The organism is Streptomyces sp. H39-C1 (assembly GCF_027158125.1).
In the GTDB taxonomy this organism is placed as follows: Bacteria; Actinomycetota; Actinomycetes; order Streptomycetales; family Streptomycetaceae; genus Actinacidiphila; species Actinacidiphila fildesensis.
Map to the genome: position 1 here is coordinate 1 of NZ_JAPVLS010000051.1, position 12,973 is coordinate 12,973.

The following is a 12,973-nucleotide window of genomic DNA, read 5'->3' on the forward strand; positions in this document are numbered from 1 at the left end:
GCGCAACGGTGCCGCTGGCGCCCGCGTACCCGCACCCCCGCCGGGTGCGTGGCGCAACGGCCGTCCCGGGGCGGCCGAGCCCCGCCGTGAGGCGAAGAGGGCGGGTGGGTGGAACAGCCCGCCGTAGGCGGAAGCGGCTCGCACGGGCCGGCGTACCCGTGCTTCCGCCGGTACCGAACTAACCTGCCCGGATGGGCGAACCTCATGAGTTGACGATGCTGCAGCAGGCCGCCGCGGTCCGGGACAGGATTCTCTCGCCAACGGAGTTGGCGCGGCATTACCTCGGGCGGATCGACCGGCTGAACGATGCCGTCGGGGCGTATGTGACCGTGACGCCCGAGCGTGCGCTCGAGGACGCGCGGCGGGCGGAGCGGCGGTTGGCGGAGGGTGGGGTGCTGCCGCCGTTGTTGGGGGTACCGGTGCCGGTGAAGGATCTGACGCCGGTGGCGGGGGTGCGGTGGACGGCGGGGTCGGCGGTGTTCGCGGACCAGGTCGCCGAGTCGGGGACGCACGTCGGGGATCTGCTGCGGGCCGCCGGGACCGTGCTGCTCGGGAAGACGAACACGCCCGAGTTCGGGCTGCCGGCGTACACCGAGGGCCGGGTGGCCCCTCCGGCGAGGAGCCCGTACGACACGGCGCTGATGGCCGGCGGGTCGAGCGGGGGAGCGGCGGCCGCCGTGGCCGCCGGGCTGGCGCCCGCCGCGCACGGGAGCGACGGCGGGGGGTCGATCCGCATCCCGGCGAGCTGCTGCGGGGTGGTGGGGCTGAAGCCGAGCCGGGGGCGGGTGAGCCCGGCGCCGTACGGGGATGTGACGGGGCTGGCGGAGACGGGGCCGATCGCGCGGAACGTGCGGGACACCGCGGCGCTGCTGGATGTGATGGCGGGGCCGGTGCCCGGGGATCCGGTGCCGCTGGCGGCGTCGGGGACGTCGTTCCTGGAGTGGTGCGAGCGGGAGCCGCGGCGGTTGCGGATCGGGCGGTGGGCGCGGCCCGATGTCGATGTGCCGGTGGATCCGGTGGTGCTGGCGGCGTACGAGCGGACGTCGGCGCTGCTGGCGGGGCTGGGCCACGAGGTGGTGGACGTCGAGCAGCCGCTCGGGCCCGGGGACCACGGGTCGTTCGATCCGGTGTGGGAGGTGATGGCGCTGCTGGCGCCGGTTCCCGCGGAGCGGGAGGGCGAGTTGATGCCGTTGACGCGGTGGCTGCGGGAGCGCGGCCGGGCGGCTTCGGGGGAGCGGTTCGCGACGGCGCTGGGGGCGATGCAGGCGGTGGGGCGGAAGTTCGCGGCGGCGGTGGCGCCGTTCGACGCGGTGCTGACGCCGACGCTGGCCCAGTTGCCGCAGCTGGTGGGGGCGTTGCGCGACGACGCGGATCCGGCGGCGGATTTCGCGGCGCAGTACGCGTTCACGCCGTTCACGGGCGCGTGGAACATCGCGGGGCTGCCGGCGGTCTCGCTGCCGGTGGAGTGGACGGACGGCGGGCTGCCGGTCGGGATGATGCTCGGCGCGGCGCACGGTGCGGAGGGCCCGCTGCTGGCGCTCGCGGCCCAGGTGGAGGCGGCGGCGCCGTGGCGGGAGCGGCGGCCGGTGGTTTGGTAGCGCTGCCGGGCGGGGTGGCGGCGTCTGACGGGGTGTCCGGTGGGGTAAGGCTGGGGTGACCCCCACCCCGCACTGTGATCTTGGAGGCCCGATGGACCGGGAGCGGCTGGCCGCGCTGCACGGCGTGGACACGACGTACCGCCCTGGGCCCGACCGGGAGGTCCGGGTGCCGGAGGAGACGGTGGTGGCCGTGCTGGCCGCGCTGGGGGTGGACGCCTCGACGCCGCAGGCGGTGCGGGACGCGCTGGCCGCGTACGAGCACCGCGACCGGCAGCGGCTGCTGCCTCCGTGCACGGTGGTGCGGACCGGCCGGCCGCTGCCGCTCGGGCTCCCCGAGGGGACCCGGGTGCTGATCGAGGCGGAGTCGGGCGAGGTGTTCGACGCCGGTGACTGGGAGCGGATTCCGCTCGGCCGGCACGTGGTGCGGGCGACCGCGCTGGACGGGCGGACGGCGCGGGCCGATCTGGTGATCGCGCCCGAGCGGCTGCCGGGTCCGCCGGGGCGCACGTTCGGCTTCATGGCGCAGCTCTACTCGACGCTGTCGGAGCGCTCCTGGGGGATGGGCGATCTCGGCGATCTCGCGGATCTGGCGGCCTGGTCGGGGCGGGCGCTGGGGGCCGGGTTCCTGCAGATCAATCCGCTGCACATCGCGGTGCCGGGGCGGCCGACGGATCCCTCGCCGTACCGTCCGTCGTCCCGGCGGTTCCCCGATCCGGTGTATCTGCGGGTCGAGGACATCCCGGAGTACGCGTATCTGGCGCCGGACGACCGGGTGCAGGCCGTGGAGCTGGCCGGCCGGGCGGCGGCGCTGCGGGCGGGCGTGCTGTACAAGGACGCGCTGATCGACCGGGACGCGGTGTGGGAGCTGAAGCTGGAGGCGCTGGGGCTGGTGCGGAAGGTGCCGCTGCAGCCGGGGCGCCGGGCCGGGTACGCCGACTTCCTGGCCGAGCAGGGACAGTCGCTGGACGATCACGCCACCTGGTGCGCGCTCGCGGAGGTGCACGGTCCGGACTGGCACGCGTGGCCCGCCGGGCTGCGCGATCCGCGGTCCCCGCAGGTCGCGCGGGCACGCAGCGAGCTGCTCGACCGGGTGGACTTCTACTGCTGGCTCACCTGGCTGACGGATGATCAGCTGGGCGCGGCACAGGCGGCGGCGCGCGCCGCCGGGATGCCGATCGGGATCGTGCACGACCTGGCCGTCGGGGTGCATCCGTCGGGTTCGGACGCATGGGCGATGCAGGACGCGCTGGCGCGGGGCATGTCGGTGGGCGCACCGCCGGACGCGTTCAACTCGCGCGGCCAGGACTGGGGCCTGCCGCCCTGGCGGCCGGACGCGCTGGCGGCCACCGGGTACACCCCGTACCGGGATCTGCTGAGCCGGCTGCTGCGGCATGCGGGGGCGCTGCGGATCGACCATGTGATGGGGTTGTTCCGGCTGTGGTGGGTGCCGGAGGGCCGGCCGCCGACCGAGGGCGCCTATGTCCGGTACGACGCGGAGGCGATGCTCGGAGTGCTCGCCCTGGAGGCGCACCGGGCGGGCGCGGTGGTGATCGGCGAGGACCTGGGGACGGTGGAGAACGGGGTCAGGGAGGAGCTGTCCGACCGCGGCATCCTCGGCACGTCGGTGCTGTGGTTCGAGCGGAACCACGACGGGGACGGCAAGCCGCTGGCGCCGGAGGCGTGGCGGCCGGCCTGTCTGGCCACCGTCACCACGCACGATCTGCCCAGCACGGCCGCCCGGCTGACGGGCGAGCACGTCGAGCTGCGCTACCGGCTGGGGCTGCTGACCCGGCCGCTGGCCGAGGAGCAGGCGGAGGACGCGGCGGAGGTCGCGGAGTGGATCGCGCTGCTCGGCCGGCTGGGGCTGCTGCCGGAGGGGGCGGCCGACGAGGAGGCCGTCGTCAAGGCCGTCCACCGGTTCCTGGCGCGCACCCCGGCGGCGATGGTCGGCGTCTGGCTGCCGGACGCGGTCGGCGACCGCCGCCCGCAGAACCTGCCGGGCACCTGGGACCAGTACCCGAACTGGCGGCTGCCGGTGGCCGACGCGGCGGGCCGGCCGGTCACGCTGGAGCAGCTGGCCGGATCGCCGCGGCTGCACGCGCTGCTGGACGAGGTACGGGCCGCGCTGGCGGCCGGTCCGGAGACCGGACCTGAGTAACGCTGTCTGCCGTTGCCGCAGGTCGCAGGGACATGGGCGCGTAAAGACATGGGCAAGGACCCCCATAAGGACACCCCGGGCGTGCGGGCCCGGAGGTCGTTCACTACATTGAGGGCGTGGACAAGAAGCTCAACAAGAAGGCCGTGCGCGCCGGGGTCATCACCGCCGGGACGACGCTGATGCTGCTGATGTCGTCCCCCGCGTTCGCGGTCTCCCGCGACGACGGCGACGACCCGGGTTCCGGCCTGAGTGTCGTACAGACCCTCGGCCTCTTCGTGCTCGCGCCGATCGCGCTGTTCGCGATCATCGCCGGCGTGGTGATGGCGACCGACAAGACCCGTAAGCAGCAGCAAGAGCGCGGCTGACGCCTTTCTCCTGCTGGCCCCCTGACCGCATGCGCGGCAGGGGGCTCAGTGCTGTTCCGACGAGCTGAGCAGCTGCCGCAGCAGACCGGAGAGCTGCGCCGCCTGCTCGTCGTCCATCGCGCCGAGAGCCGCCTTCTGCACGGCGAGCCCGGCGCCCACCGCCTCGTGCAGCAGCGTGAGGCCGCGTTCGGTGAGGGTGACCCGCAGGCCGCGCCGGTCGTGCGGGTCCGGGCTGCGCTCGACGAGGCCGGCGCGCTCCAGCTTGTCCAGCCGTCCCGTCATGCCGCCGGTGGTGAGCAGCAGCGTCGAGGAGAGCTCGCGCGGTGACAGGGTGTGCGGCTCACCGGCCCTGCGCAGCGTCGCCAGTACGTCGAACTCGCCGCGGCTGATGCCGAAGCGCCCGTACTCCTTCTCCATCCGGTCGCCGACCGCCCGCGCGATGCGGTAGATGCGGCCGAAGATCGCCATCGGCACGGTGTCGAGGTCGGGGCGGACCTCGTTCCACTGCGCGGTGATCCTGTCCAGGGGATCCGGATCCGGGGTGTTCGCGGGGTCCGGGGCGTCGGGGAGGTCCGGGGAGTCCGGGGCCGGGGTGGTCATACACATCAGTATCGGACGAAGAACAGTCGCTGGCAAGAAAGTAGCTTGACGGTAAGTCACTTAGGAGTAAGCTACTTATCACCGAGCTACTTCGGGCGACGATCCCAGGAGCGGACATGGCCAGCACCTCGCGAACACGCACTTCACGGATACCCGGCGAGCGGTCCATGCTCGCCGCGATGACCGTCAACGCGGTCGGCTCCGGGATGTACCTCCCCTTCACCCTGATCTTCTTCCACCACGTCACGGGCCTGTCGTTCGCCGCCGTCGGCGCGGTGCTCACGGTGGCCGGGCTCATCGGGCTCACCACGCTGCCGCTGGCCGGCACCGCCGTCGACCGCTTCGGGGCGCGCCGCGTCCAGCTGGTGCTCTTCGGGGTGCGGGGGCTGGGCTTCGCGCTCTACCCGTTCGCGCAGTCGGTGCCCGCCTTCGCCGTCGTCGCCCTGGTCACGATCATCGGCGACGGCGCCTTCCCCGCCGTCCAGCAGTCCTTCCTCGGCGAGATCGCCCGCGGCGCCGACCGGGACCGGCTGCAGGCCGCCTCCCGGGCGCTCAGCAACGGCGGGATGGGCGCCGGCGCGCTGCTCGCCTCGCTCGTCGTCGGCTTCGGCGGCGACGCCGGCTTCACCGCGGCGGCCTGGCTCAACGCGGCCAGCTTCATCCTCTCGGCGCTGCTGATGTGGCGGGTGCGCCCGGTCATGGTGGTCAGGGACGCGGCCGCCGTCGCCCGTCAGAGGGCCGGCTACCGGCTGGTGCTCCGTGACCGCCCGTTCCTCGGTCTGACCGCGGCCAACTTCCTCATCGCCCTGGGCTACACCGCGCTGCCCGTCCTGTACCCGCTCTACATCTCCACCTGGCTGCACGGCCCCGAGTCCCTGACCGGCGCCGCCTTCACCGTCAACACCGTGCTGTGCGCCGCGGGCGGCGTCCTGGTCGCGTCCTTCGTCCGCCGCCGCGGCGCCCGCCGCAACCGGTCCGCGGCGCTCGGCGCGGTGCTCTTCGCGGTGGCCTTCGCCGGACAGATCGTGCTCGGCACGGTGCGCCCGCAGGCCGGCTGGGCGATCGGCGCCGGCCTCGCCGTGATCATCACGGTGCACACCATCGGCGAGATGGTGCACAACCCGTCGGCCGGCGCCTTGGCCATCGCCGCCGCCCCGGACGCGGTACGCGGCCGGTACATGGCCGCCTACCAGTTCTCCTGGCAGCTGGTGCGGGCCATCGCCCCGTCGCTCTTCACCGGCCTGATGGCCGTCGACGGCCGGCTCCCGTGGCTGCTGCTCATCGGCACCACGCTCGGCGCGGCGCTCCTCCTGGTGCGGCTGGAGCCGCACCTGGCATCGGACGCTGTCCACCCGGCGGCCCCGCGCCCGGTGGCCGCCTCCCCGAAGCCGGACCTTGTGCCGGCCGCCTGATCGCTGCGGGTTCGCCTGATCGCCTTTTCGCCTGATGGCCCGCTCGCCTGATGGCCCGCCCGTCAGATCGCCTGTTCGGCTGACGGTCCGGTCGTCCGCTCGCCCGCCCGCTCGCCCGCCCGCTTGCCCGCTCGCCTGACCGCTTCATCGCCTGGTCGTCGCCCGGCTTTCGTTCTCGCGGCCCCTGCCCTTGTGACCGCTGTGACCACTGTTCCTGTGAGGAGTCCGCAGATGTCCCGTCTCTCCACCATCGCCCTCACCGCCCTCGCCCCGCTGGCCTGGGGCTCCACCTACGCGGTCACCACCCAGCTCCTTCCGCCGGACCGCCCGCTGTTCGCCGGGCTGATGCGGGCGCTGCCCGCCGGGCTCGTACTGCTCGCCGCCACCCGGGCGCTGCCGCGCGGGGCCTGGTGGTGGAAGTCGGCGGTGCTCGGCACCCTCAACATCGGCGCCTTCTTCCCGCTGCTGTTCCTCGCCGCCTACCGGCTGCCCGGCGGCGTCGCCTCCGTCGTCGGCTCGGTGGGCCCGCTGTTCGTGGCAGGCCTCGCGGCGGCCCTGCTCAGCGAACGCCCCAGCGCCCGTACGCTCACGGCCGCGGTCATCGGGGCGGTCGGCGTCAGCCTTGTCGTCCTGCGGGCCGGTGCCGGATTCGACGCCCTCGGCCTGCTCGCCGGCGTCGCCGGCTCCGCGAGCATGTCGGCCGGGACCGTCCTGACCAAGCGCTGGGGACGCCCGGAAGGCGTCGGCCCGCTCGCCTTCACCGGCTGGCAGCTCACCGCCGGCGGCCTGCTGATCGCCCCGGTCGCCCTCCTCGTCGAGGGCCTCCCGCCCGCCCTCGACGCCCGCGCCGTCACCGGCTACGCGTACCTGGCCGTCGCCAACACCGCCGCCGCGTACTGGCTCTGGTTCCGCGGCATCGGCCGCCTCCCCGCACCCTCGGTCTCCCTCCTCGGCTTCCTGAGCCCGCTCTCCGCCGCCGCCATCGGCTGGGCGATCCTGGACCAGTCCCTGACTCCCGTCCAACTCCTCGGCATGGCCGTCGCGTTCACCGGAACGCCGCTGGGACAGTTGCACTACCAGCGGCGGGTGGCGCCGGTGCCGGCGTCGGTGCCGGTGCTGGTCTCCGTGCCGATGTCGCACCAGACCAGCTTCCCGGAGACACCGAGGATCTCCTCGCCGACCAGGTAGTACCCCCAGTCCTCCGCCAGCTCCCGCACCAGATGCATCCCTCGCCCTCTCTCCGACTCGGCCGGGTCCACCGCCTCGTACACCGGTGGCTCGGCCGAGTCGTCGAATACGGCGAGCCGCAGCGTCTCTTCCCGCCAGTGCACGCGCAGCGTCACGACTCCGTCGGAGTACTCGAGCGCGTTCCCGACGAGCTCGGACGCCAGCAGCTCGGCGACTTCGGTCAGCTCCGGCCGCCCATGGGCGGCGAGCATCGCCCGCAGAGCGACGCGGGCAACGCCCGCGCAGCGCAGGTTGTTCGGTAACTGGAGGGAGTAACTCCAGCCGGGGTCAGCCTTGGGGGCGAGTGCAGCGATCATGAGGGTCTCCCGTGGCGTCGGGTTCGACTGGGCAGCTGAGAGCCTTCAACTCCCTGAAGTGGGTGGGTCGTTACCGACGGTAGGGCCCAACTTCGTTACGGCACAAGTCTGGTACGTGAATTTCGCCCCCACGAGTGCGCCCGTGACAGAGTTACGCTGCACTCCGCACTGATCGGACCGGAAGGGTCAGCGATGCCACCGAGGAGCTTCCCCACCGCCCGCCAGCAGCGCCTGGGCGCGGAGCTCCGCAAGCTCCGCGAGCGCGCCGGTATGACGGGCCGCGAGGCGGGTTCCACCCTCGGCGGCAACCAGATCCAGATCAGCCACATCGAGTCGGGCCGCTACGGCGTCAGCGGCACCCGAGTCCGCCAGCTCGCCGCGCACTACTCGGCTACGGATCAGGCTCTGGTCGAAGCGCTGGTGGCGATGGCGGAGGAGCGCGGGAAGGGTTGGTGGGAGGAGTACCGGGACTCCCTGGCCGCCGGGTTCCTCGATCTGGCCGAACTGGAACATCACGCGACGCGTATGCACACGGTTCAAATGCTCTACATGCCAGGCCTGCTGCAGACCGAGGCCTATGCTCGGGCGGTGTTCGCCGGTGGCGTGGCGGAACTCCCTCCCGCCGAAATCGACCTACGCGTGGATTTTCGTATGCGACGGCGAGAAGTCCTCGATCAGGCCGCGCTCAAGGAGTTCGAGCTGATCATTCATGAAGCAGCCCTCCGCATCCGCTACGGGAGCCGCGAGATCATGCGCGCCCAGCTCAGCTACCTCGCCGAGATGGCTGAGCGCTCGAACATCACCGTCCGCCTCATCCCCTTCGATGCTGACGAACTCAGTGGATCCGCACAGTCGATGTTCTACGCGTGCGGCCCGATCCCGCAGATGGACACAGTGCAGGTTGATGCCGTCATCGGCAGCGGGTTTCTTGACGCTGAGGCACAGCTGGCCAAGTATCGAGCGTTGCTCGCCGCCATGGAACAAGCCGCACTCAGCACGGAGTTGTCGAGGCAGAGAATCCGCGCAATCGTCCAAGAGATGTGAGGGGATCCCTGTGGTAGCCCAGCCAGCCTGGCGGAAGTCGTCCTTCTCCGGTGCCGACGAAGGCAACAACTGCGTAGAGCTAGCGCCCCTAGCCGGCGCGGTCCTCCTTCGTGAAAGCGACGATCCCCGGGTCATCGTCACCACCAACCCGGCGGCCGTCGGCGCCTTCCTCGACGCGCTCAAGGATGGGGCCTTCGACGATCTCCTGCTCACCTGAGGGGTCCTCATGATCGACCAGCTCGCCTGGCAGAAGTCGTCCTTCTCCGGCGCCGATGAGGGCAACAGCTGCGTCGAGCTCGCGTCCCTAGCCGGCGCGGTCCTCCTCCGGGAGAGCGACGATCCCGGCGTCATCGTCACCACAACCCCTGCCGCGCTCCGCGCGTTCCTGCGGGATGTCAGGGCCGGAGCGTTCGACATCCTGCGGTGAACCTGGTGGCTGGGGTCAGAGCAGTGCGAAGTGCCCTTCTGCGTCGCTTCGCGCCTTGACCGGGCGGAGGGGAGGGCCCCGGCGCTGCGCGCCTGCCAGTGGGGCCGGGTTCGCTGCGCGCCCCGGAGCGGAGTGGGGGCGGTCCGATGCGCTCCCCTTGCCGGGTGGTGGGGTAGTTGGGGCCGGGGTGCCCTGCGGGTGGTGCTCTTGGGCAGGGGCGGAGCTTGAACCGCTCTCCAAGCCGGAATGTGGGGCGGGTGTGACGAGTGATGTCCAACGGGACGTGTGGGGCGGTCTACCGGCAGACGTGGATCACTAACGACGGCCAGAACTCAAGATGGCGGAACTCCGCCCCCACGGACTGATCCTTTGCGGGCGGCCAGGGGGTACGCCCCCACCCACCGGGCGCGGGAGCGTGCCCCGCCCGGAGAGCGAAGCGGACCGGCCTCACTTCGCGCCGGGGAGCGCAGCGGACCGGATTCCCTGCGCGACGCCGGGCCGCGCAGCGGGTCGGACTCACTGGCAGGCGCGCAGCGCCGGGGCCTCCCCCTCCGCCCGGTCAAGGCGCGAAGCGACGCAGAAAACCACTCCGTACTGCTCTGCCCCCAGCCACCACATGACCGCAAGAGGTCGAACCCGTTGCCGCAGGCCGCGCCCGCTACGGCGCCACCGCCACACCCAGTGCGGCGGCGCCCATGGGTTTGGGGGCGCCTTCTTCGTAGAAGGTGTCGACTTCTCTGATGGTGAAACCGGCGGTCGTCAGCATCTCGACGGTCGGGCGGGTGAGGTGGCAGCCGCCGAGGAGGCGTTTGTTCATCGGCTCCAGGCGGCGTTGCCAGCGGCGGACGTTCTCGTCCGTCTCCGGAGCCAGCCCGTGTTCGACGAAGTGCAGGGTTCCGCCGGGCTTGAGGACGCGGCGGACCTCGCGCAGGGCGGCGTCGGCGTCGGGGATGGTGCACAGGGTCCAGGTGGAGAGGGCGGCGTCGAAGCTGTCGTCGGCGAAGGGCAGGGACTGGCCGTCCAGGCCGGCGCGGCGTACCGGGACCGTTGCCGCCCTGACCCGGTCCGCGGCGAGCCGCCAGCCGACGTCGGAGGGCTCGATCGCGGTCACGCCGGTGACGGTCGCCGGGTAGTAGGGAACGTTGTGCCCCGTGCCGAATCCGATCTCTATGACTTCGCCCTCCAGGCCCTCGCAGACCCGCTGTCGCAGCGGCACGGCCACCTTCATCCCGCACGCGAAGTTGATGATCCGCGGCACGACCTGTTCGCCATAGATTCCCATCACGACCTCCGCGTCCTCTTCCAGGATGGCACCGGAGGGGGAGTGGTGCATTGTTTAGGTCTACTGAACGTATTCGTCAGAAACATTCGATGGACCTGATCGGTTGGCCGGGGTGACAGTGGGGACACCGCCCACCGAAGGAGCCACGTGACCGTCCTGGACCACTCCCGCACGAGCGCCACCCGCCCGACCCGCACCCCAGTCGGATCCGGATCCGGATCCGGATCCGGGCTCCTCCTCGCGGCCGTCGTCTGGTCCGGGAGCTTCGTCGTCTCCCGGGCGCTGCACGACAGTGTGCCGCCCGTGCAGGCGGCGTTCTGGCGGTGGGTGATCGCGCTGGTCGCGGTCGCGCCGTTCGCGGTGCGGCAGGCGTGGCGGGAACGGGCGCTGCTGAGACGTCACTTCGGGTACGTCGCGCTCGCCGCACTGCTCGGCATCACCGTGTACAACACGCTGGTCAACCAGGCCGGGGTCACCACCTCCGCGAGCAACATGGGCATGATCATGGCGGCCGCGCCGGTGCTGATCGCCGTCTTCGCCCGGCAGCGGATCGGCGGACGGCGGGCCGTGGGGCTGGTGATCGCGCTCGTGGGTGTGCTCACGCTGCTGTGCAAGGGCTCCCCGGCGGCGCTGCTCCGCCTCGACTTCACCACCGGCGATCTGTGGATGCTCGCCGCCGCCCTGTCGTTCGCCGGGTACAGCGCGCTGCTGCGCCGCAAGCCGGCCCGGATCGGCCAACTGCCGTTCCTGTTGGCCACCTTCGCGCTCGGGGCGACGCTCCTGGCGCCGGTGTACGTCGTCAGTCTCGTGACGCAGGGCGGCTTCGCGCTCTCCACCGGGACGGTGGGGCCGCTGCTCTACGTCGGGGTGTGTTCCTCGGCTGTCGCCTTCTTCGCCTGGAACAAGGCCATCGCGCTCATCGGCCCGGCCCGCGCGGGAATCGTCTACTACCTGCAGCCCGTCTGCGTCGCACTGCTCTCGTTCGCCCTGCTCGGCGAACGCACCGGTCCGCTGCAGATCCTCTGCATGGCGCTGATCCTGGCCGGTGTCGCGCTCGGCGCCTCCGGTCCGGTCACCGCCAGGCGGTGATCAGTTCCTCGGGCACCACGGCCTGGACGCCGTCCACCGACACGCCGCTGCGCGCCACCGCGATCAGCGGCGTCGAGGTGTCCGCGCCGGGCAGCCGGGAGCGATGGACGATCAGCTTCGCGAGGTCGTGCGCGTCGAAGGGCCGTTTCTCCAGCCACTTGACCGAGCCGACAGCCGTGATGCGCTTGGCGATCGGCCCCCGGTCGGCCGCGACGATGTCGATCTCGGGATCGTTGTTGCGGGTCCAGTAGCCGCCGACCGCGCCGGTGTCGTCCGGCACGCCGCCCACCCGCATGCGGAAGAGGGCGTCACGCACCACGGGTTCGATCGCCCGCCCGCGCCACGAGGTCCACGTCTGCAGGATGCGCGCGAACGTCAGATCGCCCCGGCCGCGTTCGATCTCGGACATGTACGGTCCGAGCAGAGCGAGCCAGAAGCGCAGGTGCGGGTCGGCGACGTAGTAGCGGGTCTCCTTGGAGGGGCGGGTCGACAGCGGGGTGATGGCCTCCACCACCCGCTTGGCGGTGAGCAGTTGGAGCGAACGGTTGAGACTGGTGGGGGGGAGGTCGCCGGCCGCCCGGCCGATCAGGGTGCGGGTCCGCTCACCCGAACCGATGGCCCCCAGGACCAATCGCGCCTGTGCGTCGGCCGGGAACTCGGCGGCCAGCGACCGCTCCCCGCTCACCAGCAGCGCCGACGTCGGGTCCTCGACGACCTCGGCGAGGTAGTCGAAGACCCCCGCGCCCCGGGGCCACTCCTCCAGGACGAGCGGCAGCCCGCCGGAGACGAGGAAGGCGTCGAAGGCGTCGGCGGGCGGCAGCTGCAGCATCTCGGCCACGTCGGCGGGGCTCAGCGCGGGAACCACCATCTCGGTGCCGCGCTGGTGGAACGGGCGGTCGTAGTCGTTGAGCCGCTCCATCATCGCCAGATCGGAGCCGACGCAGAGCAGCAGCACCGGCTTCCTGGACAGTTCCCGGTCGAAGAGCTTCTGGAGGGTGCCCTCGAAGCCGGCGTCGTTCTTTATCAGGTACGGCATCTCGTCGAGGACGACGGCGCTCGGCCGGTCGTCGGGCAGGGCGGCGACCAGCAGGCGCAGGGCGGCGTCCCAGTCCCTGGGCGACTGGCCGATCAGGGTGGCGGCGCCGGGCAGGTCGGATGCCGCGGCGGTCTCGACGAACATCCGCAGGTCCGCCTCCGGGTTGGACTGCTGCGAGGCGGTGAAGAAGACGCTCGGCAGCCCGGAGCGCTCGATGAACTCCTCGACCAGCCGTGACTTCCCCACCCGGCGGCGGCCGCGGATCAGCATCGCCTTGCCCGGCCGCCCGGTCCGCCCGCCGTCCGCGACGCGCCGCAGCATGCGGTTCAGCGCGGCGAGCTCCGGCTCCCGGCCGATGAAGTTGTCCATTGCGGCCACCTGATCAATAGGTCCATATGTGGTACAACCAAAATTGAAC

Annotated in this window: 13 protein-coding genes; 9 read left to right on the plus strand and 4 right to left on the minus strand. The window is 72.1% G+C overall.

Annotated features, from left to right (window positions below; translation table 11 throughout):
- Positions 1 to 191 precede the first annotated feature (191 nt).
- The 3 genes from O3W51_RS29055 to O3W51_RS29065 all read left to right on the plus strand — a co-directional run bounded on the left by O3W51_RS29055 (position 192) and on the right by O3W51_RS29065 (position 4,121).
- Positions 192 to 1,598: an amidase gene (locus tag O3W51_RS29055; RefSeq protein ID WP_269287719.1), complete on the plus strand. Its 1,407-nt coding sequence runs from the start codon at positions 192 to 194 to the stop codon at positions 1,596 to 1,598.
- Between the two features lie 91 nt (positions 1,599 to 1,689).
- On the plus strand, positions 1,690 to 3,756 hold the full coding sequence (gene malQ, locus O3W51_RS29060) for a 4-alpha-glucanotransferase (RefSeq protein WP_138357668.1): 2,067 nt from the start codon (positions 1,690 to 1,692) through the stop codon (positions 3,754 to 3,756).
- A gap of 179 nt (positions 3,757 to 3,935) precedes the next feature.
- Positions 3,936 to 4,121 carry a hypothetical protein gene (locus O3W51_RS29065; protein WP_232485007.1) on the plus strand — a complete coding sequence of 62 codons (186 nt, stop codon included), beginning with the start codon at positions 3,936 to 3,938 and terminating at the stop codon, positions 4,119 to 4,121.
- Positions 4,122 to 4,166: 45 nt separating this feature from the next.
- Here the strand turns inward: O3W51_RS29065 and O3W51_RS29070 are convergent, their stop codons facing one another.
- Entirely contained in the window at positions 4,167 to 4,721 is a 555-nt protein-coding gene (locus O3W51_RS29070; protein WP_138357666.1) for a MarR family winged helix-turn-helix transcriptional regulator, read from the minus strand.
- A gap of 116 nt (positions 4,722 to 4,837) precedes the next feature.
- On the opposite strand from O3W51_RS29070, the gene O3W51_RS29075 reads away from it, so the two are divergent.
- Together O3W51_RS29075 and O3W51_RS29080 are read left to right on the plus strand one after the other, a co-directional pair.
- On the plus strand, positions 4,838 to 6,133 hold the full coding sequence (locus tag O3W51_RS29075) for an MFS transporter (protein WP_269287720.1): 1,296 nt from the start codon (positions 4,838 to 4,840) through the stop codon (positions 6,131 to 6,133).
- Positions 6,134 to 6,364: 231 nt separating this feature from the next.
- Entirely contained in the window at positions 6,365 to 7,321 is a 957-nt protein-coding gene (locus tag O3W51_RS29080) for an EamA family transporter (protein WP_269287721.1), read from the plus strand.
- Here O3W51_RS29080 and O3W51_RS29085 read toward each other — a convergent pair.
- Positions 7,207 to 7,677: an ATP-binding protein gene (locus O3W51_RS29085; protein WP_198357354.1), complete on the minus strand. Its 471-nt coding sequence runs from the start codon at positions 7,675 to 7,677 to the stop codon at positions 7,207 to 7,209. The two genes, O3W51_RS29080 and O3W51_RS29085, sit on opposite strands and share 115 nt — an antisense overlap.
- Positions 7,678 to 7,869: 192 nt before the next feature.
- On the opposite strand from O3W51_RS29085, the gene O3W51_RS29090 reads away from it, so the two are divergent.
- The 3 genes from O3W51_RS29090 to O3W51_RS29100 are packed head-to-tail and all read left to right on the plus strand — an operon-like array spanning position 7,870 to position 9,148.
- The gene (locus O3W51_RS29090; RefSeq protein ID WP_187144881.1) at positions 7,870 to 8,721 is read left to right on the plus strand and encodes a helix-turn-helix domain-containing protein; all 852 of its coding nucleotides are present in this window, start codon (positions 7,870 to 7,872) and stop codon (positions 8,719 to 8,721) included.
- A 10-nt stretch (positions 8,722 to 8,731) separates the two neighbouring features.
- Positions 8,732 to 8,938: a DUF397 domain-containing protein gene (locus O3W51_RS29095; protein ID WP_187144880.1), complete on the plus strand. Its 207-nt coding sequence runs from the start codon at positions 8,732 to 8,734 to the stop codon at positions 8,936 to 8,938.
- Between the two features lie 9 nt (positions 8,939 to 8,947).
- Entirely contained in the window at positions 8,948 to 9,148 is a 201-nt protein-coding gene (locus O3W51_RS29100; protein ID WP_138357661.1) for a DUF397 domain-containing protein, read from the plus strand.
- 658 nt (positions 9,149 to 9,806) lie between these two features.
- Here the strand turns inward: O3W51_RS29100 and O3W51_RS29105 are convergent.
- On the minus strand, positions 9,807 to 10,481 hold the full coding sequence (locus O3W51_RS29105) for a class I SAM-dependent methyltransferase (protein ID WP_203218435.1): 675 nt from the start codon (positions 10,479 to 10,481) through the stop codon (positions 9,807 to 9,809).
- A gap of 96 nt (positions 10,482 to 10,577) precedes the next feature.
- Between O3W51_RS29105 and O3W51_RS29110 the strand changes: the two genes are divergently transcribed.
- On the plus strand, positions 10,578 to 11,519 hold the full coding sequence (locus tag O3W51_RS29110) for a DMT family transporter (protein WP_198357355.1): 942 nt from the start codon (positions 10,578 to 10,580) through the stop codon (positions 11,517 to 11,519).
- Here O3W51_RS29110 and O3W51_RS29115 read toward each other — a convergent pair.
- Positions 11,503 to 12,924, minus strand: coding sequence for an ATP-binding protein (locus O3W51_RS29115; RefSeq protein WP_138357659.1), 1,422 nt, complete (start codon positions 12,922 to 12,924; stop codon positions 11,503 to 11,505). The genes O3W51_RS29110 and O3W51_RS29115 overlap by 17 nt on opposite strands.
- Positions 12,925 to 12,973 lie beyond the last annotated feature (49 nt).